Origin of the sequence: Acinetobacter sp. 742879, assembly GCF_000588535.1 — a bacterium.
Lineage (GTDB): Bacteria > Pseudomonadota > Gammaproteobacteria > Pseudomonadales > Moraxellaceae > Acinetobacter > Acinetobacter pittii.
On sequence record NZ_JFYC01000001.1, the window covers coordinates 89,214 to 115,868 of the forward strand.

Sequence of the window (26,655 nt, forward strand, 5' to 3'; positions counted from 1 at the left end):
ACAGCATCAGAATTATTCCTTTCTGAGGGATAATTTTGTGTGAGCATCTCCTCGTCTCCTCCCGTAGCGGTAGGACGGGAGAGGGACACCTTCGGGTGTGCTGGTTGTTGTACCAGTCCGCGAACCCTTTCTCGTTCTGCCACCATAATTTCTATTCATGTCGGCAGAACTCTCAATAAAAAGGAGTTGGCTTTGCACATCCATTATTTCTTGGCTCTCAATGCCAAAAGCTATAACGACACAGCTTAAAAATTAAAGCAGCTTGAACGCCCTAAGGTTTTCAGGCTTAAAGTCATTTTTATTTAAAACTTAGCAACAACAAAACTTGAGATGTGCCAAGCACAGTCTTTACGGCTTTGCTGTGCCTTTTTTTCTCCCAGAAAGGGCACAGGCTTTTTTATCTCATTTACAAACAACAAGAATTTATAACGGTAAAATTATGCCAAAGTTAGTGCTTTCTTCCCGTGCCATACAAGTCATCAACAAGTCGATTGATTTATTTCACCATCGTGGCTTTCATACCGTTGGGGTAGATCGAATCGTCAAAGAATGCGAAATTACCAAAGCGACTTTTTATAACTTTTTTCATTCAAAAGAGCGGTTTATTGAAATCTGTTTGATCGTGCAGAAAGAACGTTTAAAAGAAAAAGTGGTCTCAATTGTTGAGTATGCCCAAGACACAAACGCGGCTGATAAACTCAAACAGCTTTATTTCTTACATACCGATGTAGAGGGAATGTACTACCTATTATTTAAAGCCATGTTCGAAACGAAACTGAGCTATCCAAAAGCCTATATCACCGCAGTAAGATATCGCACATGGCTACTGAATGAAATTTATAGCCAGCTTATAAAACTAAAAACCGATACGACTTTTCAGGACGCAAAACTATTTTTATATATGATTGAAGGCGCAATCATTCAGCTTTTAAGCTCAGATGGGGCAATCGAGCGGGAAAAGGTACTAGATTGTTTTTTTGCAGTTTAGGTAGGTGATGTAATTTGATGCCGCAGAATGCGCTAGGCAATCGATAAAATTAAAAGCCAGTTTGACACCATATCTACGGATGTGGTTTTTATACTTTTAAGACATTTAGTTTATTGCTTAATCAGACAAATGCGTGGCTGATAACAAATAATATTAGACCGGTCGTCTATCAAGCTATATAGTTAGGCCTTACTTTGTTGACCTTCTAGTTTAAAAGAGAAAATTAATGTCTATTATTCTTCATCATTTAAATGCTTCACGCTCATTTCGCATTCTGTGGTTACTTGAAGAAATTAATCAACCGTATGAATTAAAAAGTTATTTCCGAGATAAAACTACAAATCTTGCACCTCAAGAATTAAAAAACATACATCCTTTAGGAAAATCACCTGTGATTGAGCTTAATGGAAAAGTAATTGCTGAATCAGGTGCCATTGTAGAAATTTTGATTGAAAAGTTTGCTCCTCAACTGATGCCCGCGAAAGATTCAGACAGTTATCTTGATTATTTACAATGGGTTCATTTTTCAGAAAGTTCGGCTATGGTTCCATATTTATTAAATATTTTTAATTCGATTGAGTTAAAAAATGGCACTCAATTAAAGTTCTTAGATCAATATGCGCAGACTGAGTTGGATAAAGTATTTTCATATTTAGATCAACAGTTAGTAGGCAAAAAATTCTTAGTAGGCGATTACTTAACGGGTGCCGATTTTATGATTGGTTTCGTAGTCTATGGTCTAATTAATTCTTTAAATATTCGGTCAAAATATCTCAATATTGAGCAATATGTAAAAGGTCTCGAAAACCTAGAAAGCTGGCAAAAAGCCATGTCTATAGAACAAAATCTTCATCACCAAACCAATGCCTAAAAACGAAATGGCCTTAAGCACTTAAAAATAGAATTGATTTCTCAAGCAGAGAAATCAATTCAGCAATTTAGATCCCTTCAACAAAACTCACCATAACATCACAGCAGCCTTGGCGTTTACTTTTTGCAAGCTGATATTCAGGTGAAAAATAACATTCACGTGCAGTTTCCATATCTGGAAATTCAATCACCACGTGACGTTCAAACTCTTGTCCTTCTAAAACTTCTGAGGCACCGCCACGCGCAAGGAACTTGGCGCCATACTTTTGAAAAGCTTGCGGAGCGGTGGTCATATATTGTTTATATTGTTCCATATCATGAATGGTGACATGAGCAATCCAGTAAGCAGACATATCGTATTTCCCTATAATTCATTCAATAAAGGTTTATTTACCTTTTCCTAAAACTTGTGATTTCAGGCATCCAAAATATTTTTTGCGACAGCAGCAGCTTCGGCAATATGTTCAGCAACCGCTTGTTTTGCCTTTTCAGGGTCTTTGTGAAGGTAGATAGCTTCACACATATTTTTAATACGTTGATAACCTGAAATTTCACGCTTTGTCGATTTCATGGTCATGGCGCGAAGACGGCTAATTCGGCCATTTAAGCGTTGAACAACTTCCCACGCAATATGGTGTTTTGCTGTAGTAAAGATGGTTTGATAAAGCTGGGTTGAGGTCTCAATAATCAGATTGATGTCATCGGCAGCAAATGCAGCTTTAAGATCTTCTAATAGAAGCTTTAATTTTTCAGCAGTTTTTTCATCTAGGTTTTTAGTGCAGTCAACCACAGCACTTTGCTCTAATAAAAGACGAATTTCATAAATCTGTGAAGCGATATCCCAGTTAAGTAGCGAAACGATAGGGCCTTTATTTGGCAAAATTTCAACTAAACCTTCTGCTTCCAAATAACGAATCACTTCGCGAACCACAGAACGGCTCACGCCAAGTTCTTCACATAACGTTCTTTCAACTAGTCTTTTTCCTGAAGGGAAATAGCCCGTAATAATGGCATTACGTACTTTATCTAAACACAGCTCTCGTAAAGTTACGGGCGGGTTTTCAATTTTAAGATTCATAAATAATTAAATTTTCCTGTTTTTTAACATGTTGAGTTTCATCACATGTTTTTCAATAAAAATTAGCATAGCAAACTCTTGCTTTTTTTTCAGTGTGTATTATGGTATACCATAATACGAATGACAAGATAATTTACTTGCAAGGAAGAGCAATGGAACTCATACGTAAAACAGTGCTTCATGTAGAAACCACTTATGTAGATGGCGGTAAAGAAGCAGCAAAGCCTTTAAAAATGGTGGCAGCCGCAGCGGTCATTAAAAACCCGTGGGCAGGGCAAGGTTATGTAGAAAACCTAACACCGGAAATTCGTCGTATCGCGCCAATCTTAAGCGAGCATTTAACCAAGCTTATTCTTGATGAAGTGGGTTCTGGTGAAGCCGTTGAAGCTTTTGGCAAAAGTGCAGTGGTGGGCTTAAATGGTGAACTTGAGCATGCATCAGCTTTAATCCACACCTTACATTTTGGTAATACTTACCGTAGTGCTGTCGGGGCGAAATCTTATTTGGCATTTAATAATACCCGTGGCCCAGCAAATGCGCCGATTTTAATTCCAATGATGGATAAAAATGACGAAGGCCGTCGTTCTCATTACTTAACATTGCAATTTGCAATTCCAGATGCACCTGCTGCCGATGAGCTGGTTGTTGTGATTGGTGCAGCAACAGGTGGTCGACCACATCACCGTATTGGTGATCGTTATAAAGATTTGGAAGAGTTAGGTCATGATGTCAAAAACCCTGCAGCTGTCAAATAACCGTATTGCTCACTATTTTGAGCAAGGCGAAGGAGAGCCTCTGGTTCTGATCCATGGAGTGGGAATGCAAGCTGCGGCATGGTATCCACAAATTGAATATTTTTCTAACCATTATCATGTAATTTCAGTGGATATGCCGGGACATGGTCAAAGCACCAAATTACCGGCAGAAGCAAAATTACAAGATTTTGTTGAATGGACCATCGAATTTATTACAGCCTTAAATTTAGGACCTGTAAATTTAGCGGGACATTCAATGGGATCACTGATTACGACAGGTGTCAGCGTTACCCGACCTGATTTGGTTAAACGTATGGCGGTGCTCAATGGAGTATATAAACGTACAACACAGGCACGTAATGCAGTCATCCAAAGAGCTGAAGAGTTAAAAACAGGCCGTATTGATGTCGAGACTCCGCTACAGCGCTGGTTTGGCGAAAGTGAAGTCGAGCGTATAGCAGCAGCCAAAGTAAAAACTTGGCTCGAAAATGTCGACTTGTCTGGCTATACCACTGCATATTCTGCTTTTGCGCAAGGCGATGAAACCTATGCAGATGACTGGTCAAAGATCACTTGTCCTGCTTTGGTATTGACCGGAACAGATGATCCGAACTCAACTGCAGAAATGGCTTTGCAAATGGCGAATCAGGCAAAGCATGGCACTGCAATAGTCATTGAAAATGAACGTCACATGGTGAACTTAACTGCACCTGACAAAGTGAATAATGCAATGCAAGCGTGGTTGGAAACCAGCGTTTAATTTGCCACACATTGCTGAAGGAATATAACAATGAGTGAAATGGATACTATCAATAAAATGCGTGAACTACGTGATGCTTTCGGGTCATTTATGACAGGCGTTACCGTGGTCACAACCTGTAAAGAAGATGGAACGCCACTTGGCTTTACAGCGAACTCTTTTGCTTCGGTGTCTTTGGACCCAGCTTTACTTCTAGTGAGTATTGCCAAGACATCAAGCAATTATCATAACTTTGCAAATGCCACACATTTTGCAATCAATATTTTGGCAGAAGAGCAAAAGGATGTTTCAAATACTTTTGCTCGTCCAAGCGAAGACCGTTTTGCAAATATTTCATGGTCAAAAAGCACTTGCCAAAATCCGCTGATCGATCATGTCAGTGCATGGTTTGACTGTACAACCTACCAAGTTGTCGATGCAGGCGACCATGCCATTTTAATTGGTAAAGTTGAAGATTTTGCTTCAACCGGTTTTGCAGGTCTTGGTTATTATCGTGGTGGATACTTCACACCAGCCAAACTTTCTGCCGAGGTTATCTCTGGTCCTAAAGTGGTAATGAGTGCCATTATTGGACATGAAAATACCATTTTGCTTGAAGAAACTGCCGATCATAAATGGACTATTCCACATGTCATGGTAGATAAAGACGGTGCAGATAAAGCGCTTGAGAAAATCTTTGCACAATATCAGCCAGATGCTTCTGCCAACTTCATTTACTCTGTATATGAAAACGTTGAAAACCAGCAGCAATATATTTCATTTTTATGCAACACACCCGTAGCTCAAGCCACCAAAGGTCAGTTTGTCGATTTAAATGACCTTGAAAAACTTGAGTTTGTAGACAGTGCTTTAGAAAGTATGCTGATGCGCTATCGCAAAGAAAACCATTTGAAAACTTATGGTGTTTATTACGGAAATCAGACAACAGGTACAGTTCGTCAAATCGTTAAAGAGGAAGTTTAATCATGCGTTTTTCATTATTTGTGCATATGGAACGTGTTTCTGATCAGCAAACCCAGAAGCAGCTTTATGATGAAATGATTGAGCTTTGTCAAATTGCAGACCGTGGCGGTATGCATGCAGTTTGGACAGGCGAACACCATGCCATGAACTTTACCATTGCACCAAACCCATTTTTAAATCTGGTCGATTTAGCCAATAAAACCAAAAATGTTCGTTTAGGTACGGGTACGGTGGTAGCGCCGTTCTGGCATCCGATTAAACTTGCAGGTGAAGCTGCAATGACCGACATTATTACCAATGGCCGTTTAGATATTGGTATTGCTCGCGGTGCTTATTCGTTTGAGTATGAACGTATGGTTCCTGGCATGGATGCATGGAGTGCAGGTCAGCGTTTACGTGAAATGATTCCCGCAATTAAAAACCTTTGGAAAGGCGATTATGAGCATAACGGGGAATTTTGGCAGTTTCCAAAAACCACTTCAGCACCTCAACCGCTTCAACAACCGCATCCACCAATTTGGGTTGCAGCCCGTGATCCTAATAGCCACGAATTTGCTGTACAAAATGGCTGTAATGTACAGGTAACGCCTTTGCATTTAGGTGATGAAGAAGTTGAAAAGCTCATGGAGCATTTCAATGCAGCTTGTAAAAAGTTCAATGAAGTTCAGCGTCCAGAAATTATGTTGCTCCGCCATACCTATGTGGCAGATAGTGAAGAAGATGCTCAACTTGCCGCAGATGAAATTAATACCTTCTACAACTATTTCGGCGCTTGGTTTAAAAATGAGCGCGAAATTAATCAAGGTTTAATTGCACCTTTAAGCCCTGAAGAAATTGCTGCACATCCTTTTTATACACCAGAAGCGATGCGCAAAAATAACGTGATTGGACAGGCCCAAGAAGTGATTGACCGCTTAAAAGCTTATGAAGCAATGGGCTATAACGAATATTCTTTCTGGATTGATACGGGCATGAGCTTTGAACGTAAAAAAGCATCATTAGAACGTATGATCAATGAAGTTATGCCGGCATTTGCATAGAGGCGAATATCATGACAGCAGACTTTCAGCTTTATATTAATGGTCAGTTTGAATCTGGTGCAGCGACTTTTGAAAGTATTAATCCTGCAACGGGTGAAGTCTGGGCACACATGCCGGAAGCTCGAACCGATGAAGTCAATCGGGCAGTTCAGGCGGCATCTCAGGCTTTAAAAGCACCGGCTTGGGCAGGTTTAACTGCCTCACAGCGCGGTAAATTGCTCTATAAACTGGCTGATCTAATTGAAAAAGCTGCACCGCAACTTGCCCAAATTGAAACCAGTGACACGGGCAAAATTATTCGTGAAACATCGAGCCAGATTGCCTATGTCGCTGAATATTATCGCTACTATGCAGGTATTGCCGACAAATTAGAGGGCAGTTTTCTACCGATTGATAAGGCAGACATGCAAGCATGGATTGTTCGTGAACCAGTAGGTGTGGTTGCTGCAATTGTCCCTTGGAATAGTCAGTTGTTTTTATCGGCAGTAAAGGTTGGCCCAGCTTTAGCGGCAGGTTGTACCGTCGTGCTAAAAGCCTCTGAAGACGGCCCTGGGCCATTATTAGCCTTTGCTAAATTGGTCCATGAGGCGGGGTTTCCAGCTGGAGTGGTCAATGTGATTACTGGTTTCGGGCCTGAATGTGGCGCCGTGTTGAGTAGTCATCCTGATGTTGCTCATGTTGCGTTTACAGGTGGTCCAGAAACCGCACGGCACATTGTGCGTAACTCGGCTGAAAATCTTGCAAAAGTTTCACTTGAATTAGGTGGCAAATCACCATTTATTGTATTCGCTGATGCAGATATTCAAAGTGCGGTAAATGCTCAGGTCGCTGCTATTTTTGCTGCTACTGGTCAGAGTTGTGTGGCAGGTTCGCGCTTACTTGTTGAAGAAAGCATTAAAGATGAATTTGTTCAGCGTTTGGTTGAGCGTGTACAAACCATAAAAATTGGTTTACCTCATGAGATGGCAACCGAGTTTGGACCACTTTGTACTTTACGCCAACGCCAAAAAATCGAGCAAGTCGTTGCAAGTTCAATCCAGCAAGGTGCAAAACTTCTTACTGGTGGTAAAAGCCTTGAGCAAGCAGGTTATTACTATCCACCGACCATTTTAGATTGTACTGATGCACCTCAAGCAGATTGCATTACAACGGAATTATTTGGTCCGGTGTTATCAGTAGATAGTTTCAAAGATGAAGCGGAAGCCGTACAAAAAGCCAATAGTACGCCTTATGGGTTGGCAGCAGGCGTTTTTACCACCAATTTAAGCCGTGCTCATCGCATGATGAAAGTGATTGGGTCGGGAATTGTTTGGCTAAACACTTACCGCGCTGTTTCTCCACTTGCACCTTTTGGTGGACATGGGCTTTCAGGACATGGTCGGGAAGGTGGCGCAAATGCTGTTTTAGATTACACCACCACCAAAACAGTTTGGTTACGTACCTCAGATGAGCCAATTGATGACCCATTTGTCATGAGATAAATCATGACTTGAGGCATGAAAATATATCGGGATTTTAATTTCAAGGATGAAAAAATGAATCAGTCAAACTTATCAATCGCCTAAAGCTTTAAATAGTTGAAAACGTAAAACTAGATGTATCGATGCTTAATCAAGTATTGATCGGACTGGCTTTACCTTTTTCTTGGCTAAAACAACACAAACAGAGTTATGAGCTGTTTGTAACAGGAAATAAAAAGATGAAGCCGAGTCATATAGAAATGACTTTGGCTGGGCAGATTTTTTGATGTTGAGGAAATGAATTCCTCAAAGAGAGATTAAGGATATGAGCCAAAACGAAAATAGCAATAATGCTTTCGCTATCGAAAGTCATTCCATTGATTATGTTGCTCCCTCTGAACGTAATGGAAAAGTTCGCGATCTATTCACATTATGGTTTTGTACCAATATTGCACCGCTTGCCGTCATTACGGGTGCAATGTCAATTTTAACTTTTAACCTCAATATCGTAAGTGCATTGCTTGCGATCTGCTGCGGACATTTTTTTGGTGCAGCGATTCTGGCCTTAACCTCTGCACAAGGTCCGCAGGTCGGCATTCCTCAAATGATTCAGAGCCGTGCGCAGTTTGGGCGTTATGGAGCATTGCTGGTTGTACTGTTCACGACCCTCATTTATTTAGGATTTTTCATCTCTAACATTATTTTGTCAGGTAAAACCCTGCATACCGTTGTTCCTGCCATTCCTGTGCCGACCGCGACCGTGATTGGCGCAATTGCAGCAACCACCATAGGCGTGATCGGTTACCACTTTATCCATAAGTTCAATAAAATTGGAACTTGGTTTATGGGTGGTTCGTTGCTCATCGGCCTCATGATTATGGTGCCGCATATTAATGCAGATGTACTCGCCAAAGGTTCTTTCAATATGAAAGGCTGGTTTGCCATGTTTGGTTTGTGTGCGGTATGGCAAATTAGTTTCTCGCCTTATACCTCAGACTATTCACGATATTTACCGAAGTCGATTGGTATTTATAAGCCATTTATCTTTACCTATTTGGGCGCATCGTTAGGAACTATTTTTGCGATGGCATTTGGGACGATTGCGGTCAGTATTGGCTCAACGGCAGATGCAATGGAAGCGGTAAAGACAGGTACTGGGTTATTCGGTTATGTCCTTATGATTTTGTTCTTATGCAATATCATTGGTCACAATGCCATGAACCTATACGGTGCGGTTCTGTCTTGTATTCCCTCTATTCAGACTTTTGCAGGGCAGTGGATGCCAAGCCGAAATATCCGAGTCGTGTTATCAATCATTGTATTAGTTCTAGCGACTTTAACGGCACTTTGGGCATCAAGTAACTTTATTAGTTTCTTCTTGAATGTGATTTTTGCTCTGTTATTTATTTTGGTGCCATGGGTGTCTATTAATTTACTAGATTTCTATGTCGTGAATAAAAAGTCTTATGACATTCAATCTATCTTTGCACGTGATGGTGGTATTTACGGCAAATTTAATGCAAAAGCGCTTACGGCTTATTTCATTGGGATTGCGGTACAAATTCCGTTCTTAAAAAATGCGTTTTTCACAGGTGCTCTGGCCGATGTAATTCCGGATGCGGATATTTCATGGGTGATTGGATTAGTGGTGAGTCTGGTGGTGTATTACGTCTTTAATCTAGGAAAGATTAAATGTTCTGCACCTGCATTAAACGCAAAATTACCTCAATAAGCATTGTAGTGAAAGGAATCCCACAATGAAAAAAAGCTACTTACAAGCGGCTCTAAGCACAGCATTGATGGCTGTAATCTATCCAAGTTACGCAGGTGTAAGTTTTGGAGATACTGATGGTGAATACGGCAAGCTCACCGTATCGGGCTATGTTCGCGCTAACTATCAAGATAAACACTATGGAGAGTCTGCTTCTGATCAAAAAATTCGTTTTGATGCTGCGCAGTTAAAACTGGACTACGAGCGTGGACCGTTATTTGGTCATGCAGAATATCGTTGTTATCAATATGACCGTCTATGTGATTTTTCTACGTTGGTTGATGGTTATGTAGGGTACAAATTAAATAAAACAGATCAGGTGGTGGCAGGTGTTCAGCCGATTCCATTTGGACCGGGACGTTTTTGGGGTAATAGCCTATATGGAAGTATGAGCACAACAGCAGGTTTAGAAGATGTTCATAATCTTGGTTTGAATTATCACTTTGAATTGCGGACAGCAACTAAGTTTGATGTGGCTTACTTTGCAGTAGATGGTGGAAACTACACAGGTTCTACCCAAGATTCAGGTCGCTACACTGCAAACTATGTGAGTTCAGACGATCTGAATAAAATCGATTTGCAAGAAAAGAACATGTGGGTAGGCCGAGTGACTCAAGATGTAAATCTTGGAATTAATGGTTTAACCACACAGCTCGGTGGTTCATATTGGACATCGGATATTGAAAATAAAGCCGCTTCGAGTGATGGGCGTCGTCATGCATGGGCACTTTTTGGTAAAGCCAATTATGGCAATTTTAATGTGACCCTTACAGGTGGTAAAAATGATGTAACTAATCAGGATCAGCTCAACCCTAATCAGTCACTTATGGGTTCCTACGACACTGAATATTATGTCGCGAATAAAGGAACGTTCTATACCGCAGATGTAGGCTACTCTTTCAAAAATGTTAAGCAGATCGGAAACATTACGCCGTACTTTATGTACAGTCAGTACGACAAAGATCAGGACAATATGAAAGATTCAATCCGTAATATTATTGGTGTGTCTATTGACCATAAACAGCTGTCTTTGGTGGCTGAATACATCATGAGTAAAAATGACCCATTTATTGGGGGAACTCAAGATTCATTGGCACAAGGGGATGATAACCAGTGGAATAAGTTGCTTAACTTAACGCTGTTTTATTATTTCTAAAAACATTTAAACATTCGGGCATACCGAAAATTTTTTTAAATTAATTTTTGGTATGCCATAATACAAAGTTGATGGTGAGCTATTTAATTTATCTATCGCTCTACTATCAATGCAGAAGATCTCAACAGGATAATGATCATGCAGCTTAATAAACTCGCTTTATTTCGTCAGCAAGCTTTTGTTGCTGGAAAGTGGTGCGATGCAGACCATCAACAAACATCCGAAATTTTAAATCCGGCGACATTAGAGATTATTGGTACTGTCCCTAATATGGGCAAAGCTGAAGCTGAACGTGCCATTGAAGCTGCAAAAGAAGCTTGGCCGCTATGGAAAAATAAAACAGCAAAAGATCGATCAATTATTTTAAAAAAATGGTTCGATTTAATCATTTCAAATGCAGATGACTTGGCTTTTATTTTGACGAGTGAGCAAGGAAAGCCTTTAGCTGAAGCCAAAGGTGAAATTTTATATGCTGCCAGTTTTATTGAATGGTTTGCCGAAGAAGCAAAACGAGTGTATGGCGATATTATTCCGAGTCCATATCCCGATGCTCGTATTGTCGTAAATAAACAGCCTATTGGTGTCGTTGCAGCCATTACGCCGTGGAATTTTCCCGCTGCCATGATTACGCGTAAGGTTGCTCCAGCCTTGGCGGCAGGTTGTCCTTGTATTGTAAAACCGGCACCTGAAACACCTTTTACTGCTTTGGCTTTAGTGGACTTAGCTGTGCAAGCGGGTGTACCTGCTGAAATTTTTAGTGTGATTACAGGCGATGCAGCTCATATTGGTGATGCGATTTTTGAAAGTGATGTCGTACGCAAGTTTACTTTTACTGGGTCAACACCAGTCGGCAAAATGCTGCTTGAGCGTTCAGCAAAAACCTTAAAAAAAGTTTCCTTAGAGTTGGGTGGCAATGCGCCGTTTATTGTATTTGATGATGCCGATTTAGATGCAGCAATTGAGGGAGCACTCATTGCTAAATTTAGAAATGCAGGGCAAACCTGTGTGTGCGTCAATCGATTTTTAGTGCAGGCAGGCATTTATGAAAAATTTATTGCTGCCTTAAGCCAAAAAATTCAAAACTTTAATATTGGTAATGGATTAGAAGCAGGGCATGACATTGGGCCATTAATTAATGCCAATGCGGTGAAAAAAGTTGAAACTCATATTCAAGATGCATTAGATAAAAATGGTCGTCTTGTGGTTGGTGGTAAAAAGCATAAAGCGGGTGAATTGTTTTTTGAACCGACACTGATTGCAGATGTTACCGCTGATATGGATGTGGCAACTCAAGAAACGTTTGGTCCACTAGCAGCCGTGTTTAAATTTGAAACCGAGCAACAAGCTGTTGAAATGGCCAACGCAACTGAATTTGGTTTAGCCGCATATTGTTATACCAAAGATTTAGGCCGTGCTTGGCGAATGAGTGAACAGCTTGAGTATGGCATGGTCGGAATTAATAAAGGCCTTATTTCAAATGAAGTTGCGCCTTTTGGTGGAATTAAACAGTCTGGTTTGGGACGTGAAGGTTCTAAATACGGTATTGAAGATTATCTGGAAATTAAATACACCTTGTTTGGAGGATTGAATATATGAGTAATGAAAAATTTGAAAAGGGTTTAGCAATCCGCAAACAAGTTCTTGGTGAAGAATATGTAAATAATTCAATCAACAATGCCGATGAATTTAATCTTCCTCTTCAAGAGTTAGTCACTGAATATTGCTGGGGAGCTGTTTGGGGGCGTGAAGAATTAAGTAAGCCTGAGCGTAGTTTAATTAATTTGGCAATGATTTCAGCTTTAAATCGTCCGCATGAATTAAAACTACATGTTAAAGGTGCACTTCGAAATGGTGTACCTAAAGAGAAAATTCGTGAAGTGCTTTTACAGGTTGCAATTTACTGTGGCGTGCCTGCTGCTGTAGATAGCTTTCGTATTGCTAAAGAGGCAATTAAAGAATTTGAATCTGAGCAATAAACGTTGCCTTTGAATAATTAAAAAAGCCTTGTTCAAGTGGGCAAGGCCTTATTTATTTTAAGCTTGTTTGTTCAGCTCAGGTGGTAAATGCTGCGCCAAATAATCAATTGCAAGGCGGGTTTTGAGTGGCATAAAAGGCAGCGTAGGCCATACCAGATGAATCGGAAAAGCAATGCTCGACATGGTTTCTAACACTTGTACCAGCTTACCTTCCTGTAATTCATTTTGAATGAGCCAGTCGGGTAGCCAAGCGATACCAGCTCCAGCAAGCGCTGCATTTTTAATAGCTTGTAAGTCATTTAAAAGAAGTTTTGCTTTGGGTTTTATAAATAAAGGCTCGTCATTTTCCTTTTGAAGTCGCCATTTTTGCATTTGACCAAAATGCGGATCGGCAATCGTGGCGTGATGGTCTAAGTCTTCAATATTTTGTAGAGGACCTGCTTTATTCAAATAGTCAGGTGAGGCACAAAGTAGCATTCGATGTTCACCAATCGGTTTGGCAACGAGCTGAGTGGTGTCAGGTAACGCTCCGATGCGGATGCATAAATCAAAACCTTCTTCGACCAAGTCTACATTTCGATCATTAAATGAAATTTCTAGCTGTAAGTCCGCATGTTGCTGAGCAAATTTAACCATGAGCGGAGCAGCAAAGAGTTGCCCGAACAGCACTGGCACAGACATTCTTAATCGGCCTGTTGCGTTAATTTTGCCTTGGTCTAATAACGCCGCCGCATTTTGTATTTCACTTAACGCTCGGCGGCTATGCTCATAAAACAAAGCACCTTCGTCAGTCATGCTGAGTGAACGTGTTGTTCTTTTAAATAAAGCAACGCCAAGCTGTTCTTCAAGCCGAGCAATATTTTTACTAATGGCTGAGCGAGTTAAATGCAATTGCTCGGCAGCTTTTACAAAACTTCCAGCTTCAACCACAGTCACAAATATAGATATTGCACTTAGCTCATGTTGCATGATTGTTGCCTAAAAGGAACCAATGATAAGAAATAATATCACCACTGTTGAATTTATTGTGGAGTTAATATGGCTTCATCAAAAAAGTGGAGATGGTCATGGCTAAAATATTGGTATTAAAATCCAGCATTATGGGTGAGGGTTCACAAACCAATCGCCTAATCGATGTCATGCTTGAACATCGAAAAGACCAAGGTTTGCAAGATGACATCACCATGCGTAATTTAGCTGAAATGAACCTGCCTGTATTAGATCTGGCAATTTTTCAGGCGCTGCGTGGGGCTGAAAATGTAAATCAAGACATTCAACAAATCGTTGCTTTGTCGGACGAATTAATTGCTGAATTAAAAAGTGCCGATTTATTGGTGATAGGCGCACCGATGTATAATTTAAATGTACCGACTCAACTCAAAAACTGGTTTGATTTAGTGGCACGCGCAAGACAAACATTCCGCTATACCGAAACCTATCCTCAAGGTTTGGTGGAAGGAGTAAAGGCCGTGGTGGTAAGTAGTCGGGGTGGTATGCATGTTGGCCAAGAAACTGAGGCAGTCACGCCTTATCTCAAAGCAGTGTTAGGGCTAATGGGCATTCATGACGTCGATTTCGTCTATGCGGAAGGTTTAGACATGCAAGCTTATCGCAGCAATGCATTAGACCTCGCAAACCAGCAAGTTAAAGAATTCACCCTTTAAAATCATGAGTTGAAACTCTTGTATTCATGTTTAGGAAACAAGAGTTTCTAAGCCTATTTAAATCACATTTCTAAGTTCATTTGCCGTGTTGCGCAGCAATGGCAAAATTTGCTGAACCAAATAGTCTTCTTGTACTCGGTTGGTTTGAGACATGCAGTTAAGCGCTGCTATGGCTTGACCTTGTGCGTTAAAAACGGGCACAGCAATCGCAATTACGCCAAGCTCATGCTCTTCTTTAGAAAGACAATAATCCGATAACGAAATACCTTTAAGCACTTCAAAAAACTTTGACTCATCTACAATGGTAAACGGGGTCAAACGCTTTAAACCATAATTTTTTACCCACGCGTGCTGAGCTTCTTCGGGCAGTGCTGCCAGCAATACTTTACCTGTAGACGTGGCATGGGCAGGGAGTCGGTTTCCTAAGTGCATGCCATAAGGGCTTACACGTAAATTATCTTGTTGTGGTAAATAGCTACGCGCAATTGGCACCACTTCGTTATCGTCTAACACCACAATTGAGAAAGTCAGCGATGTCTGCGCACACAAAAGATTTAGAAATGATTGAGCAACTTTAGGCAGATGGGCAGAGCTTAGATAAGAACTCGAAAAGCGCAGCACGCGATGAGTGAGCCAAAAGTAGTGTTCATCTGTTTCTAAATAGCCTAAGTATTTTAAAGTTTTAAGATAACGCCTTGCTGCTGTACGACTAATACCGGTTCGCTCAGCCACTTGTGTGACATTAAGCCGCTGGCGATCTGTTCCAAAAGCTTCCAGCAAAGCCAAGCCTTTTGCTAACCCTGCAATGTAATCTTCTTGACGAATTTTCTCATGCGAGTTCGGGTGCTCTAAAAAAGCATCGAGAGAAGGCATCCTTTCATTCCTGTTATTTTGGTTGTTTCTGTCCGCTATTCGGACAAACTAAATGATAAACGGTTATTTTCGTCTTGGATACATAGTGCACAAAACTTAAAGCCAGTAATTTAAAAGTCAGGATGAAACAAGGATGAAGTTATGGATATTTTAAAGACACAGGTTGCAATTATTGGTTCTGGACCAGCAGGGTTATTGCTTGGGCAACTTCTCTATAAAGCTGGCATCGACCATATTATTGTTGAGCAACGTAGTGCTGAATATGTGGCTTCACGGATTCGTGCAGGAATTTTAGAGCAAGTTTCAGTAGACTTACTGAAACAAGCAGGCGTTGACCAAAACTTAAAAGAAAAAGGATTACCACATTCGGGCATCGAAATCTTAACCAATGGTGAATTGCATCGCGTTGATTTGGCAGCACTCACGGGTGGCAAACAAGTAACCGTATACGGTCAGACCGAAGTGACTAAAGATTTAATGACTGCGCGTGAAGCAGAGCAGCTCACTTCATTTTATGAAGCTCAAAATGTACAAGTAAAAGATTTTTACACTGCACCCAAAGTTGAGTTTGAGTATCAAGGTAAAGCTTTTCAAATTCAGTGTGACTTTATTGCTGGTTGTGATGGCTACCATGGCGTCTGCCGTGCCAGCGTGCCAGAAGATAAAATTAAAACCTTTGAAAAAGTTTATCCGTTTGGCTGGTTAGGGGTGTTGGCCGATGTCCCACCTGTAGCCGATGAACTCATTTACGTACAGTCAGAGCGTGGATTTGCTTTATGTAGTATGCGTTCAGAAACACGTAGCCGTTATTATTTACAAGTTCCTTTAACAGATCACGTCGAAGATTGGTCAGATGAAAAGTTCTGGGATGAGCTAAAAAATCGTTTAGACCCTGAAAGCCGTGAAAAGTTAGTGACAGGACCTTCTATTGAAAAAAGTATCGCGCCGTTACGTAGCTTTGTGACCGAACCAATGCGTTTCGGAAAACTATTTTTAGCTGGCGATGCTGCGCATATTGTTCCACCGACAGGAGCAAAAGGCCTCAATCTCGCGGCTTCTGATATTGCTTATTTATCAAGTGCGCTAGTTGAATATTATGTCGAAGGTTCCGAGCAAGGTATAAATGAATACTCAGAAAAATGCCTACAACGTGTATGGAAAGCGGAGCGTTTTTCTTGGTGGATGACTCATTTATTGCATCGTTTTGAAACCGAAAGTGAGTTTGATCACAAGATTAAACAAGCTGAGCTAAGTTATGTGCTTGGCTCGATTGCAGGTAAAACCACATTGGCCGAAAACTATGTCGGTTTGCCTTATGAGATTAAGCAAATTGATAGTTTCAAGCACGCAAGCTAAAGACTAAGTAAAAATAAAAAGGGCATGCAAATGCTCTTTTTTTATGTAAAGAACTGGATGGAATAAAATCGCTTAAAAGATGTGATTCGGCTAAAAGTAGCCCCAATACTATTCAAAATATAGGGCTACCTATCAATTCACCTAAAGTTTAGTTGGCCTTTGCCGCAACTTTATTATTGGTTAATATTACTTGTTGCTGAGATTGAAGGGGTTTAACCACTTGTGGATTAGAGTTACTCCACGGGATATAGGCTTCTGTCAAAATATGGCCTGTAAGACTCGTTAAATCACTCGTTTTAACTTCTGCATTGCCTTGATGACCAAATAATACAACTTCATCACCTGCTTTTGCCTCTGGAATATCGGTTACATCAACCATAACAGTATTCATTGATACTCGACCAACTACTGGCGCTTTTTGTCCATTTATTAATACAAAATCTTTATTACTAAAACTACGACGGTAGCCATCCGAATAACCTACAGGGAGGTTTGCGAGTCTAGAGTCACGTTTCAAAGTATAGGTTTGGTCATAACCTACAGTTGAATCTTTCAGGTAATTATTAACCGCGGCAATTTGTGTTTTAAATGCCATCATGCCTTTAAATTCAGGGTGATTAGGAAAATCACCATATATAATTGCACCTGCACGAACCATATCTAAATGTGATTCAGGAACGTTTACAGTAGCAAATGAATTAGCTGTATGTAATGTTAATTCTTTACGATTCAGTTTGGCTTTTTTAATCAACCATGCGGTTTGTTCATTAAATTGCGCCAGACGCTCACGGACAAATTTTTCATCTTCTACGGCATAGTGGGTCATAATGCCATCAATTTTAAGATGGGGAAGTTTGGTGATCGCAACAGCTTGTTCTTTGCCTAGAGCCGTAGCCATTTCAAGACCATTACGGTCCATACCGCCTGAATTTAAAGCCAAGCTGTAATGAACAGTTGTATTGTTCGCTTCTGCCCATTTAGACATACGAGCAGCTTGGTCATAATTACCTAAAAGCTCTTCAATATTTAACGCCTGTGCATTGATAATTTCACTATCTGTGGCGGTACGTAAACGTGTAATTTTGCCTTTATAGCCATGCTTACGCACCATAGCCGCTTCAGCATTACTGGTAATGCCAATACAAGATACGTTTAACTTCATAACACTTGGCATAAGTAGATCAATACTATGGCCGTATGCATTAGCTTTCATGACTATACAAAGTTGAGTTTTGCCATTAAGTAACTGATTTGTCCTTTTAATATTATCTTCAAAAGCTTGAGTATCAATTTCTATCCATGCATTGGCTGTAGGAGCAGGACTTACTTCATTTGTAACATGGGGAGTAAGTAAGGGAGCTGCATGAGCAAATTGCACCGAACCGAATAATATTAATGCACAGCTATAAGCGAGATGAGAAAATTTTGTTTTAAGTTTCATGAGTTTTTAATCTTTCCTGGCTGAATATAATTTAACGCTGGGTGGATTTTTATGGTTAAGTACTGAAATATAATTAATTTAAAATGTCACATGATTTTGTCGCAATAATACTTTCTCCTTAAAATATTATAGTCGCTATTAAGTAAAGTTTAATTTTGCTTAAACTAAATTGAAAAAATAAAAATCTGATTTCAATTAATCTTAATTAAATCTAAATATACATTCATAAAAAAAACAAGAAGAAAAATTATTATAATTTTTTGAGTGTTATTTTTTTAATCTATTGGTTAGGGTTATTTTTAATAAAATTTTTTAAAATATAACATTTGGTAAATAATTAACTTTATTATTAAAAAAGATTTTTTTATTTCTTAAATACATTCGATTTTATTTTTTATCAGTTGGTAAAATATAAAAAATTGGAGGAATAAATATCCGCGATTTTATTCAATAGAATGTAAAAAATAAAAATAAATATATTTTTCATGGGTTTATTTGTTGTTGGTTAAAGCTGTTTAGAAATTGTGGATTATGCCGTGTCAATTTTTAAGCATCTAATGTCATGTTTAATAGTTTTTTATAAGTTAATTTAAATTTTATAAATGGAATATTAATTAGATTGAGTGAATAATTGGGTGTTATTTAACCTTGGGGTGTGGTCGTGGTTTTGTGTAATAAATAGGCTAGTATGTCTTATATTATTTTTTTAATTCGATTTATTGTTTAAGATTTTGGTTAAATTAAAAAAATTATGTTTGTTTTGAAGTCAAGTAATCTTCTTAATATTTTAGTTTTTATTAAATGAATAATTTTGTATTAAGACTTTATAAATATAAGATGATGAGTATGTTTTTTTAATTGCTCAGAATGGTTTGGCTTTTTCTTGATCATATTATTCTAATTCTACAAGGTTGTAATATAGGAGGGCTGATATTGATTTTTAGTGCAAACCATCAATTCCTGTGTAAGAGTCCGTACAGAAATATGAATTTTTATCTTAAAAAGTGTCTAACTAAATATGATGTAATGGCTAGGCCATGCCGATTTTTCTTGATGAACAAATGAGCTAAGGAAAGTTCTGCGAAGCCATTGTAGGCGTGAACACACGATTTTTTTATGAAAAAATGAATTGGGAAAAGCGGGGAATAGGACGCGTTTTGCTTAAAAGATCAGCATTAATAAAAGCTTTTGTCACATTTTTTCAGTATATTGCTATTAATTTCTTTATTTATAAATTCTAAGTTTGTATGGAACAGGACCAAGCTCGCATACCTAAATATATTCCTATTCGCGATGCAATTGCCCACGATATTGAATCTGGCGTATTAGAAGCCCACGCAAAACTCCCTTCGGAAAGAGTGCTTTCTGAACAATTCCAAACCACTCGCGTGGCTGCGCGTGAAGCTTTGCTGGCTTTGGAAACCGATGGTTTGATTTATCGTTTAGACCGCCGTGGTTGGTATGTTCGTTCTCCTCGTATTATTTATCACCCACAATCGACTAAAAACTTTAATCAGTTTGTGATTGAACAAGGCTATGAGCCTTCTACAGAAGTGATTTCAAGTGAGCTAACGACGGCCACTTCTTGGGATGCCAAGCATTTAAAAGTTGAAAAAGGGCATCCGATTTATTCGGTTTGGCGACGTCGTTGTATTAATGGACGACCTGTTTTGGTTGAGCATTTACGTGTGAATGCCGAGCTTTTTCCTGAGTTTTTAACTCATGATCTCAAGCAATCGATTACTTTACTGATGGCAAATCAATATAACTGCCATATTACCAGAGCTGACATTAACCTCTATCCAACAGCTTTATCCGACCAACAGGCTAAAGCATTGCATGTAAATACGGGCGCGCTGGGTTTATATATTTGCCGTAGCAATAGAAATGAAGAGGGCGTGATTACCGATGTTGACCAAGAATATTGGCTACATGATGTTTTAGATTTGCACTTCGAAGCGCGAGCATAAAAATAAAATCTGGTTTAAACCAGATTAATTAAACTGTCATATAAAGCTGTTGAAATACGATCATCAAATAATTGCATTCGATGGTTTGCAGATGAAACAGTATGTTCAACAGACAATTAAACTCGGCACTGCATCAGTTTTAGGTGTAGTGGTCGCTATTCAAATGGGATGTTCATCAGCAACATCAAAACAATCAGAAGAAATTACAGTCTATACGGCAGTGGAAGCCGACCAGCTTAAACAGTACCAAGAGGAATTACACAAAGCCTATCCAGAGCTAAAAGTAAAATGGGTACGTGATTCAACAGGGGTGATCACCGCTAAACTTTTGGCAGAGCAGAAAAACCCACAAGCAGATGTGGTTTTTGGTGTGGCTTTAACCAGTTTGCTGGTCATGGAAAAGAAAGACATGCTTGAGCCTTTTAAACCTGAAGGCATTGAAAATTTAAAACCAGAATTTATAAGCCAAAAAACTGTACCGACTTGGACTGGTATGGATGCATGGGAATCTGCAATCTGTGTAAATAAAGTTGAACTAGAAAAGCGTAAGTTACCAATTCCAAAAACTTGGAAAGATTTAACCAACCCCATTTATAAAAACCTGATTGTGATGCCAAATCCGGCTTCGAGTGGAACAGGCTATTTAGATGTCACAGCTTGGATGCAGATTTGGGGCGAAAAGCAGGCATGGGACTATATGCAAGCTTTGGATAAAAACATTTCCCAATATCCTCACTCGGGTTCAAAACCTTGCAAGATGGCAGCACAGGGCGAAATCCCAATTGGTGTTTCTTTCGGTTATCCTGCATTTAAATTAAAAGCAGAGGGCGCGCCTTTAGAAGTGGTTTATCCAACTGAAGGTTTAGGCTGGGAAATGGAAGCTTCAGCAATTATGAAAGGAACCAAGAAATTAAGTAGCGCGCAAAAATTTATAAATTGGTCGGTAAGCAAAGCGGCAAATGAAGCCTATGCCCATAACTTTTCAATGGTGGCTTATAAAGGCGTTGAAAATACCACTATGGACTTCCCAAAAAACCTTCCTCAAATGCTCGTGAAAAATGATTTTTATTGGGCGGCCGAGCAGCGTGAACGTATTTTGGCTGAATGGTCAAAGCGTTTTGAAAAGTGATCTTTTGGATAAGGGCCTCATTATGCAAATTCCTTCTTCATTGCAATCATCGCTGCTGGGTCAAAACCAAAAGGGCGAGTTAGCAGGGCATTTATTGTCGACATTAACGACCTATAAATATCCTGAACATGGTCCTTCAGTTTTAGAAGTGGTGGATATTCAAAAAAAGTTCCAACACTTTCAGGTTCTAACGCATATTAATTTAGACCTTAAAGCAGGCGAGTTCGTGAGCTTTTTAGGACCTTCTGGATGCGGTAAAACCACATTACTACGCATAATTGCGGGTCTAGAAAAACCTGATTATGGAAAGATTATAAAAAAGGGAACAGACATTACGTTGTTAAATGCTGAAAAGCGATACTGTGGTATTGTGTTTCAGAACTATGCGTTATTTCCAAACTTAAATGTAGAAGAAAATATTGCTTTTGGCTTAGATAAAAAAAAGTGGGATAAGGCACAGCGTAGCCAACGCGTTCAACAGTTATTAGAACTGATTGAATTACCCGATATTGCTAAAAAATATCCAAATCAATTGTCAGGCGGGCAGCAGCAACGTGTTGCGCTTGCTCGAGCAATTGCGCCGAAGCCTGATATTTTACTGCTCGATGAACCCTTGTCTGCACTCGATGCTCAGGTACGTTTAAACCTAAGACAAAAGATTCGCTCAATTCAATCACAGCTTAACTTGCCAACCATTATGGTCACGCACGACCAAGAAGAAGCTTTAAGCATTTCTGACCGAGTTGTAGTCATGAATCATGGCGTTATTGAGCAAATTGATACGCCGCACAATATTTACTACAAGCCACAAACCCAATTCGTTGCCAAGTTTATTGGCACCATGAACTTTTTTGTAGCCACTTGTTCAGTAGTTAATCAGCTCGAGGTTTTGGGTTTCATTCCTCTAACTTTGGAGCAGCAAAAACTTAAAGCAGGGGAAAAGTACAGTATTGGTTTTAGACCGGAAGCTGTCGAGTTGGTTGATGATTTTGGTAGTGATAAAGAGTCGTTGTATTTGCCGGTTAAAGTATTAAGTACTGAATTTTTAGGTGCTAAGCGTCGTTTATTTTGCACTATTCATATTGATGGAATTGAGCAGGCAAAACACCTTTTGCAAATTGAAATTGAAAATACCAAGTTCAATTTGCAAGAACTCATGTTTATAAAAGTGCCTAATCCGCTCATTCATGTCTTTGACGAACAAGGGTACGCACTATGTTAAATGAAGCTGCTTCAGCGGTTTTAAAAACACAGCCGCGTCGGAAAACTGAATATTCATTAAGATCAAATATTGCTTTGGCTATGGTCGCAATCGCTTTGACTTTAGCGATTATTGCACCTTTAATGATGCTGTTTGAAACCGCATTTTTTGATGAAAATCAAAGTTTTGTTGGTCTTGAAAATTTTTATAACTATTTTGCAAGTCCAGCTTTACTCAGCTCTGTATTTAACTCGGTGTGGGTTGCTTGTACTGCTACTGTCATTACAGTATTGCTTGCCAGTATTTATGCTTTTGCCCTGACCAATGTGAATATTAAAGGCAAAGGCTTCTTTAAAATAGTCGCTTTTTTACCGATTTTAGCGCCATCACTTTTGCCTTCTTTGGCATTGGTTTATTTATTTGGTAAGCAAGGTGTGTTTAAACCTTTGCTGGGCGATATACAAATTTATGGCCCAATCGGTATTTTAATCAGCTACTGCTTTTGGCTATTTCCGGCAATTTTGATGTTGATGATGGTGTCTTTTCGCAGTGTCGATCAGCGTTTAATTGAGGCATCTTTGTCGCTAGGTAAAAATATCTGGAAGACGCATTATCACGTCACATTACCTGCAATTCGGTATGGACTCATCAGCGCAAGTTTAGTGGCGTTTATTTATGTACTGACCGATTTTGGTATCCCCAAAGTCATTGGCGGTTCATTTAACATGATGGCGCTTGATGTCTATAAACAGATTATTGGTCAGCAAAACATGAGCATGGGTGCGGTAATTTCCATCTTGTTATTGCTACCAGCAGTGTTCGTCTTTATTTTCGATCGAATACAAAGCAAACGCCATGCACGGTTTCAAGCTTTTCAGGCTAAACCTTATGTTTCAGCATCGAATAAAAAGCTTGAAGTCGTTCTGAGCTTATTTTGTGGTTTAGTTTCAGGTGCGATTTTACTGATTATCTTTACGGCAGTGCTGGCTTCATTCATTCAGTCTTGGCCTTATGATTTGTCTTTGACCTTAGCACATTACAGTTTTGAATATGTCGATGGCGGCGGTTGGGCAGCGTACTTTAACTCGGTTCGCATGGCACTCTTTAGTACGGTTTTTGGAACAGCACTGATTTTTATGGTGGCGTTATTAACCGAACGTTTTAAGGCACATCCATTCATTAAAAATTATGTACAGGCTTTAGTTTTATTACCCCTTGCTGTGCCGGGGTTGGTGCTAGGTATTGCTTATATTTTGTTTTTTAACCAGCAAAGTAATCCGTTAAATGTGCTGTATGGAACTATGACCATTTTGGTGATTTCAACCATCGTGCATTATTACACCGTCCCACACCTGACTTTAACCAATGCCATTAAACAGATTCCGCTACAGCTCGATCAGGCAGCACAAACTCTAGGAACATCGAAGTGGAAAACCTTTTGGAAAGTATATTTGCCCATGTGTTTTCCAGCGCTATGTGATGTGTCGGTCTATGTTTTTGTGAATGCCATGACCACTGTGTCGGCTGCCATTTTCCTCTATTCACCAGACACCAGTTTAGCGGCGGTAGCCGTTTTAAATATGGATGATGCGGGAGACACGGTTGCTGCTGTTGCCATGAGCATTCTAATTTTAACCACCTCATGTGTTGTAAAACTCATTCACTGGTTATTTACCCGAAAAATTATGGCAAGAAGTCAGCAATGGCGTGAAAGCGCTCACTAAGTTTTAGGTAAACACAATTTTTATTTAACCGACTGAAATAAAAATGCTTTGTTCAACAAGGCAAGGGTTTATTCATCCTAAATTTCGCAAATTGGAAGTCTTATGAATAACGCACAGTTTGATTTAATTGTTGTCGGAGCCGGTATTTTAGGTCTATCCGCTGCCATACAGGCACAAGAGCAAGGTTTAAAAGTCTGTATCTTCGAGAAAAATGCCAAACCAGTGGGGGCAACTCGTCGTAATTTCGGCATGGTCGGAACTTCGACATTAACCCATCCAGAGCAACAGTGGCGAAAGTACGCGCTTGAAACGCGTTCTTTTTATCAGCGTATTCAAGCTGAAACCGATATTTCGTTTGCTCAACGACAAGGTGTTTATCTCGCAAACACTGCACTTGAATGGCAGGTTTTAAATGAGTTTGCCGAGCGTGCAAATAACTATCAAATTCCAATTCATTTGCTAAAGCATGAGGAACTGGTCACCCAATTTTCTTATTTAAACCCCGAGCAGCAGTTTCAAGGCGGCTTGGTTTTTGAAGAAGACTATTCGGTCGAACCGCATGTGATTGGGCAGCGACTATTGGCATATGCCGAAAGAAACGGTGTAGAGATTTATACCAATGCTTGTGTCGTTCAAACCCAATATCAACATGAAATTTGTCAGGTTCGCTTGGCAAGTGGCGAGGTATATCGGGCAAATAAAGTTTTGATCTGCCACGGTGAAGTTATCGATGTTTTATATCCAGAACTGCTGCAAAGTTTGAACTTGAAACGCTGTGGCTTACAAATGGCCCTGACTCAACGGTTTCACCAAAAATTAAATGCTTCTCTTTATTCAGGCTTATCTATTTCACGTTATCCGGCTTTTGAAATTTGCCCAAGTCATGCCGAGTTGGTTAAAGCATCACAACAGGGTTTCATTAAAGAATTCGGTATTCATATTCTGATTAAACAAAACGAATTTGGCGAACTGATTGTGGGTGATAGCCATGAATATCATTCGATTAATGAAGCGCCTCAGTTTGAGCAGCGTGAAGAGATTAATGAGTTTATTCAAACGTACTGCCACGAAAAACTAGGGCTGACTTTACCGCCGATTCAAAAACGTTGGAATGGTTATTACCTGACTCATGAACATGAGTTGGCCTGCGTCACTGAAGCTGAAAAAAATATCTTTCTGGTGAGTGCGATTGCTGGCAAAGGCATGACTACAGGGGCTGGCTTTATGAAAGAAATATTAGAACAAAATATTTATTAGTTTGTCATCTGGTTTAAACCAGTTTGATGTATATTGAAATGAACGCGAAAGAAATGAGTACCATTATGAACATGCAACCCCAACTCGATATGGATTTAGAGAACAAGTATTTGCTTCTCACACCAGGACCATTATCAACATCGGCAACAGTACGCCGTGCCATGCAAAAAGACTGGTGTACTTGGGACCAAGAATATAATTCGCTGGTACAAGATATCCGCTCTCGTCTAGTCAACTTGGCAACCAGTCAACCTGAAAAATATACGGCTGTGTTAATGCAAGGCAGTGGTAGTTTTGCAGTGGAGTCTGTGCTTGGTTCAGCTATTCCGCGTGATGGAAAAATCTTGATTATTAATAACGGTGCATACGGTGCACGTATGGTGCAAATGGCGCGTTGCTTAAATATTGAAGTTGTAGAACTGAACTATTTAGAAACCCAGACACCAGATTTACAAGAGATTGAACGCGTTTTAGAAGATAAAGCCATTAGCCATGTTGCTTGTGTGCACTGTGAAACCACCACAGGTATTTTAAACCCGATTCAAGACATTGGCCGTTTAGTTAAAGCAGCAGGAAAAATCTGGATTGTAGATGCCATGAGCTCATTTGGTGGTGTGCCTATGGATATTGCTGAGCTTGAAATTGATTTCCTGATTTCAAGTGCAAATAAATGTATTCAAGGTGTTCCGGGCTTTGGTTTTATTTTGGCAAAGCGTGATTGCCTAGAAGCATGTAAAGGTTTAGCTCGTTCGGTCAGCCTCGATTTGTATGATCAGTGGAACACGATGGAACAGCATAACGGCAAATGGCGCTTTACCTCACCAACCCATGTGGTGCGTGCTTTTTATCAAGCATTGCTTGAGCTTGAGGCAGAAGGCGGTGTTGCTGCACGTTATCAACGTTATTTACAAAACCAGCAAACCTTATCGCAAGGTATGCAACAACTGGGCTTTGAATTGGTACTCGGTGAAGAGTGTCCACAATCACCCATCATTACCACTTTTCTTTACCCAACAGCTAAGTCATTTAGCTTCCAGTCATTTTATGAAACGCTGAAAAAATCAGGCTATGTGATCTATCCGGGCAAAGTCACAGATCTCAACTGCTTCCGTATTGGCAATATTGGCGAAGTTTATATTCAAGACATTGAAGGGCTTCTTGCTGCGATTGCCAGTTACTGCGAAAGCCATCTCAATCAAGCTGTAACAGCATAACTTTTATTA

Annotated in this window: 25 protein-coding genes; 20 read left to right on the forward strand and 5 right to left on the reverse strand. The window is 39.7% G+C overall.

Translation table 11 applies throughout. The features are described 5' to 3' along the window. Positions 1-439 precede the first annotated feature (439 nt). Together J690_RS05255 and J690_RS05260 are read left to right on the forward strand one after the other, a co-directional pair. Positions 440-988, forward strand: coding sequence for a TetR/AcrR family transcriptional regulator (locus tag J690_RS05255; protein ID WP_032034537.1), 549 nt, complete (start codon positions 440-442; stop codon positions 986-988). Positions 989-1,214: 226 nt separating this feature from the next. Beyond that, positions 1,215-1,859 carry a glutathione S-transferase family protein gene (locus J690_RS05260; RefSeq protein ID WP_032034538.1) on the forward strand — a complete coding sequence of 215 codons (645 nt, stop codon included), beginning with the start codon at positions 1,215-1,217 and terminating at the stop codon, positions 1,857-1,859. A 67-nt stretch (positions 1,860-1,926) separates the two neighbouring features. Here the strand turns inward: J690_RS05260 and J690_RS05265 are convergent, their stop codons facing one another. Next, positions 1,927-2,211 (reverse strand): DUF1330 domain-containing protein, encoded by a 285-nt coding sequence (locus J690_RS05265; protein ID WP_001277474.1) that lies wholly within the window; start codon positions 2,209-2,211, stop codon positions 1,927-1,929. Between the two features lie 62 nt (positions 2,212-2,273). Then, on the reverse strand, positions 2,274-2,936 hold the full coding sequence (locus tag J690_RS05270; RefSeq protein WP_032034542.1) for a GntR family transcriptional regulator: 663 nt from the start codon (positions 2,934-2,936) through the stop codon (positions 2,274-2,276). A gap of 152 nt (positions 2,937-3,088) precedes the next feature. Here J690_RS05270 and J690_RS05275 point away from each other — a divergent pair, with 152 nt between their 5' ends. The 10 genes from J690_RS05275 to J690_RS05315 all read left to right on the forward strand — a co-directional run bounded on the left by J690_RS05275 (position 3,089) and on the right by J690_RS05315 (position 12,817). Then, positions 3,089-3,691, forward strand: a complete 603-nt coding sequence (locus J690_RS05275; protein WP_000420415.1) for an amino acid synthesis family protein — start codon at positions 3,089-3,091, stop codon at positions 3,689-3,691. Continuing rightward, positions 3,660-4,451 (forward strand): alpha/beta fold hydrolase, encoded by a 792-nt coding sequence (locus tag J690_RS05280; RefSeq protein WP_032034545.1) that lies wholly within the window; start codon positions 3,660-3,662, stop codon positions 4,449-4,451. Before J690_RS05275 ends, J690_RS05280 begins: the two co-directional genes overlap by 32 nt. Before the next feature lie 30 nt (positions 4,452-4,481). Further along, positions 4,482-5,414 carry a flavin-dependent trigonelline monooxygenase reductase component gene (tgnA, locus tag J690_RS05285; RefSeq protein WP_014206412.1) on the forward strand — a complete coding sequence of 311 codons (933 nt, stop codon included), beginning with the start codon at positions 4,482-4,484 and terminating at the stop codon, positions 5,412-5,414. 2 nt (positions 5,415-5,416) lie between these two features. After that, on the forward strand, positions 5,417-6,454 hold the full coding sequence (tgnB, locus tag J690_RS05290; RefSeq protein ID WP_017385538.1) for a flavin-dependent trigonelline monooxygenase oxygenase component: 1,038 nt from the start codon (positions 5,417-5,419) through the stop codon (positions 6,452-6,454). An 11-nt stretch (positions 6,455-6,465) separates the two neighbouring features. Continuing rightward, the gene (tgnC, locus tag J690_RS05295) at positions 6,466-7,935 is read left to right on the forward strand and encodes a (Z)-2-((N-methylformamido)methylene)-5-hydroxybutyrolactone dehydrogenase (protein WP_032034547.1); all 1,470 of its coding nucleotides are present in this window, start codon (positions 6,466-6,468) and stop codon (positions 7,933-7,935) included. Between the two features lie 122 nt (positions 7,936-8,057). Further along, a complete protein-coding gene (locus J690_RS23590; protein WP_080759758.1) occupies positions 8,058-8,201 on the forward strand; it encodes a hypothetical protein in 144 nt (47 codons plus the stop codon). A gap of 38 nt (positions 8,202-8,239) precedes the next feature. Beyond that, complete coding sequence (locus J690_RS05300; RefSeq protein WP_032034549.1) at positions 8,240-9,646, forward strand: purine-cytosine permease family protein; 1,407 nt, start codon at positions 8,240-8,242, stop codon at positions 9,644-9,646. A 25-nt stretch (positions 9,647-9,671) separates the two neighbouring features. Further along, a complete protein-coding gene (locus tag J690_RS05305; protein ID WP_032034552.1) occupies positions 9,672-10,841 on the forward strand; it encodes a hypothetical protein in 1,170 nt (389 codons plus the stop codon). A 138-nt stretch (positions 10,842-10,979) separates the two neighbouring features. After that, positions 10,980-12,437 (forward strand): NAD-dependent succinate-semialdehyde dehydrogenase, encoded by a 1,458-nt coding sequence (locus J690_RS05310; RefSeq protein WP_032034553.1) that lies wholly within the window; start codon positions 10,980-10,982, stop codon positions 12,435-12,437. Then, entirely contained in the window at positions 12,434-12,817 is a 384-nt protein-coding gene (locus J690_RS05315; RefSeq protein WP_000064100.1) for a carboxymuconolactone decarboxylase family protein, read from the forward strand. Before J690_RS05310 ends, J690_RS05315 begins: the two co-directional genes overlap by 4 nt. A 57-nt stretch (positions 12,818-12,874) precedes the next feature. On the opposite strand, the gene J690_RS05320 is transcribed toward J690_RS05315, so the two are convergent. Continuing rightward, positions 12,875-13,786, reverse strand: a complete 912-nt coding sequence (locus tag J690_RS05320) for a LysR family transcriptional regulator (RefSeq protein ID WP_032034554.1) — start codon at positions 13,784-13,786, stop codon at positions 12,875-12,877. Positions 13,787-13,884: 98 nt separating this feature from the next. On the opposite strand from J690_RS05320, the gene J690_RS05325 reads away from it, so the two are divergent. Continuing rightward, positions 13,885-14,481 (forward strand): NAD(P)H-dependent oxidoreductase, encoded by a 597-nt coding sequence (locus tag J690_RS05325; RefSeq protein WP_032034555.1) that lies wholly within the window; start codon positions 13,885-13,887, stop codon positions 14,479-14,481. A gap of 57 nt (positions 14,482-14,538) precedes the next feature. Here J690_RS05325 and pobR read toward each other — a convergent pair whose 3' ends face one another. Continuing rightward, the gene (pobR, locus tag J690_RS05330) at positions 14,539-15,354 is read right to left on the reverse strand and encodes an IclR family transcriptional regulator PobR (protein WP_005076648.1); all 816 of its coding nucleotides are present in this window, start codon (positions 15,352-15,354) and stop codon (positions 14,539-14,541) included. A gap of 141 nt (positions 15,355-15,495) precedes the next feature. Between pobR and pobA the strand changes: the two genes are divergently transcribed. Beyond that, positions 15,496-16,710 (forward strand): 4-hydroxybenzoate 3-monooxygenase, encoded by a 1,215-nt coding sequence (gene pobA, locus J690_RS05335; protein ID WP_016144900.1) that lies wholly within the window; start codon positions 15,496-15,498, stop codon positions 16,708-16,710. Between the two features lie 148 nt (positions 16,711-16,858). Here pobA and alr read toward each other — a convergent pair whose 3' ends face one another. Beyond that, positions 16,859-18,151 carry an alanine racemase gene (gene alr / locus J690_RS05340; RefSeq protein WP_032034557.1) on the reverse strand — a complete coding sequence of 431 codons (1,293 nt, stop codon included), beginning with the start codon at positions 18,149-18,151 and terminating at the stop codon, positions 16,859-16,861. A 1,247-nt stretch (positions 18,152-19,398) separates the two neighbouring features. Here alr and J690_RS05345 point away from each other — a divergent pair. The 6 genes from J690_RS05345 (at position 19,399) to phnW (ending at position 26,646) form a co-directional block, all read left to right on the forward strand. Beyond that, entirely contained in the window at positions 19,399-20,121 is a 723-nt protein-coding gene (locus J690_RS05345; protein WP_032034559.1) for a UTRA domain-containing protein, read from the forward strand. Positions 20,122-20,212: 91 nt separating this feature from the next. Further along, the gene (locus J690_RS05350; RefSeq protein WP_032034562.1) at positions 20,213-21,250 is read left to right on the forward strand and encodes a putative 2-aminoethylphosphonate ABC transporter substrate-binding protein; all 1,038 of its coding nucleotides are present in this window, start codon (positions 20,213-20,215) and stop codon (positions 21,248-21,250) included. A gap of 22 nt (positions 21,251-21,272) precedes the next feature. Then, the gene (locus tag J690_RS05355) at positions 21,273-22,472 is read left to right on the forward strand and encodes an ABC transporter ATP-binding protein (protein ID WP_032034564.1); all 1,200 of its coding nucleotides are present in this window, start codon (positions 21,273-21,275) and stop codon (positions 22,470-22,472) included. Further along, positions 22,466-24,175, forward strand: a complete 1,710-nt coding sequence (locus J690_RS05360) for a putative 2-aminoethylphosphonate ABC transporter permease subunit (protein ID WP_032034566.1) — start codon at positions 22,466-22,468, stop codon at positions 24,173-24,175. Before J690_RS05355 ends, J690_RS05360 begins: the two co-directional genes overlap by 7 nt. A 102-nt stretch (positions 24,176-24,277) precedes the next feature. Continuing rightward, positions 24,278-25,432: a TIGR03364 family FAD-dependent oxidoreductase gene (locus J690_RS05365; RefSeq protein ID WP_032034568.1), complete on the forward strand. Its 1,155-nt coding sequence runs from the start codon at positions 24,278-24,280 to the stop codon at positions 25,430-25,432. 26 nt (positions 25,433-25,458) lie between these two features. Beyond that, positions 25,459-26,646, forward strand: a complete 1,188-nt coding sequence (phnW, locus tag J690_RS05370; RefSeq protein WP_032034569.1) for a 2-aminoethylphosphonate--pyruvate transaminase — start codon at positions 25,459-25,461, stop codon at positions 26,644-26,646. Positions 26,647-26,655: the final 9 nt, after the last annotated feature.

Excerpts from the sequence above, each read along its gene's own strand:
- J690_RS05255 (WP_032034537.1), top strand. The coding sequence starts at position 440 with ATGCCAAAGTTAGTGCTTTCTTCCCGTGCCATACAAGTCATCAACAAG.
- J690_RS05260 (WP_032034538.1), top strand. The coding sequence starts at position 1,215 with ATGTCTATTATTCTTCATCATTTAAATGCTTCACGCTCATTTCGCATT.
- J690_RS05265 (WP_001277474.1), bottom strand. The coding sequence starts at position 2,211 with ATGTCTGCTTACTGGATTGCTCATGTCACCATTCATGATATGGAACAA.
- J690_RS05270 (WP_032034542.1), bottom strand. The coding sequence starts at position 2,936 with ATGAATCTTAAAATTGAAAACCCGCCCGTAACTTTACGAGAGCTGTGT.
- J690_RS05275 (WP_000420415.1), top strand. The coding sequence starts at position 3,089 with ATGGAACTCATACGTAAAACAGTGCTTCATGTAGAAACCACTTATGTA.
- J690_RS05280 (WP_032034545.1), top strand. The coding sequence starts at position 3,660 with ATGATGTCAAAAACCCTGCAGCTGTCAAATAACCGTATTGCTCACTAT.
- tgnA (WP_014206412.1), top strand. The coding sequence starts at position 4,482 with ATGAGTGAAATGGATACTATCAATAAAATGCGTGAACTACGTGATGCT.
- tgnB (WP_017385538.1), top strand. The coding sequence starts at position 5,417 with ATGCGTTTTTCATTATTTGTGCATATGGAACGTGTTTCTGATCAGCAA.
- tgnC (WP_032034547.1), top strand. The coding sequence starts at position 6,466 with ATGACAGCAGACTTTCAGCTTTATATTAATGGTCAGTTTGAATCTGGT.
- J690_RS23590 (WP_080759758.1), top strand. The coding sequence starts at position 8,058 with ATGCTTAATCAAGTATTGATCGGACTGGCTTTACCTTTTTCTTGGCTA.
- J690_RS05300 (WP_032034549.1), top strand. The coding sequence starts at position 8,240 with ATGAGCCAAAACGAAAATAGCAATAATGCTTTCGCTATCGAAAGTCAT.
- J690_RS05305 (WP_032034552.1), top strand. The coding sequence starts at position 9,672 with ATGAAAAAAAGCTACTTACAAGCGGCTCTAAGCACAGCATTGATGGCT.
- J690_RS05310 (WP_032034553.1), top strand. The coding sequence starts at position 10,980 with ATGCAGCTTAATAAACTCGCTTTATTTCGTCAGCAAGCTTTTGTTGCT.
- J690_RS05315 (WP_000064100.1), top strand. The coding sequence starts at position 12,434 with ATGAGTAATGAAAAATTTGAAAAGGGTTTAGCAATCCGCAAACAAGTT.
- J690_RS05320 (WP_032034554.1), bottom strand. The coding sequence starts at position 13,786 with ATGCAACATGAGCTAAGTGCAATATCTATATTTGTGACTGTGGTTGAA.
- J690_RS05325 (WP_032034555.1), top strand. The coding sequence starts at position 13,885 with ATGGCTAAAATATTGGTATTAAAATCCAGCATTATGGGTGAGGGTTCA.
- pobR (WP_005076648.1), bottom strand. The coding sequence starts at position 15,354 with ATGCCTTCTCTCGATGCTTTTTTAGAGCACCCGAACTCGCATGAGAAA.
- pobA (WP_016144900.1), top strand. The coding sequence starts at position 15,496 with ATGGATATTTTAAAGACACAGGTTGCAATTATTGGTTCTGGACCAGCA.
- alr (WP_032034557.1), bottom strand. The coding sequence starts at position 18,151 with ATGAAACTTAAAACAAAATTTTCTCATCTCGCTTATAGCTGTGCATTA.
- J690_RS05345 (WP_032034559.1), top strand. The coding sequence starts at position 19,399 with ATGGAACAGGACCAAGCTCGCATACCTAAATATATTCCTATTCGCGAT.
- J690_RS05350 (WP_032034562.1), top strand. The coding sequence starts at position 20,213 with ATGAAACAGTATGTTCAACAGACAATTAAACTCGGCACTGCATCAGTT.
- J690_RS05355 (WP_032034564.1), top strand. The coding sequence starts at position 21,273 with ATGCAAATTCCTTCTTCATTGCAATCATCGCTGCTGGGTCAAAACCAA.
- J690_RS05360 (WP_032034566.1), top strand. The coding sequence starts at position 22,466 with ATGTTAAATGAAGCTGCTTCAGCGGTTTTAAAAACACAGCCGCGTCGG.
- J690_RS05365 (WP_032034568.1), top strand. The coding sequence starts at position 24,278 with ATGAATAACGCACAGTTTGATTTAATTGTTGTCGGAGCCGGTATTTTA.
- phnW (WP_032034569.1), top strand. The coding sequence starts at position 25,459 with ATGTATATTGAAATGAACGCGAAAGAAATGAGTACCATTATGAACATG.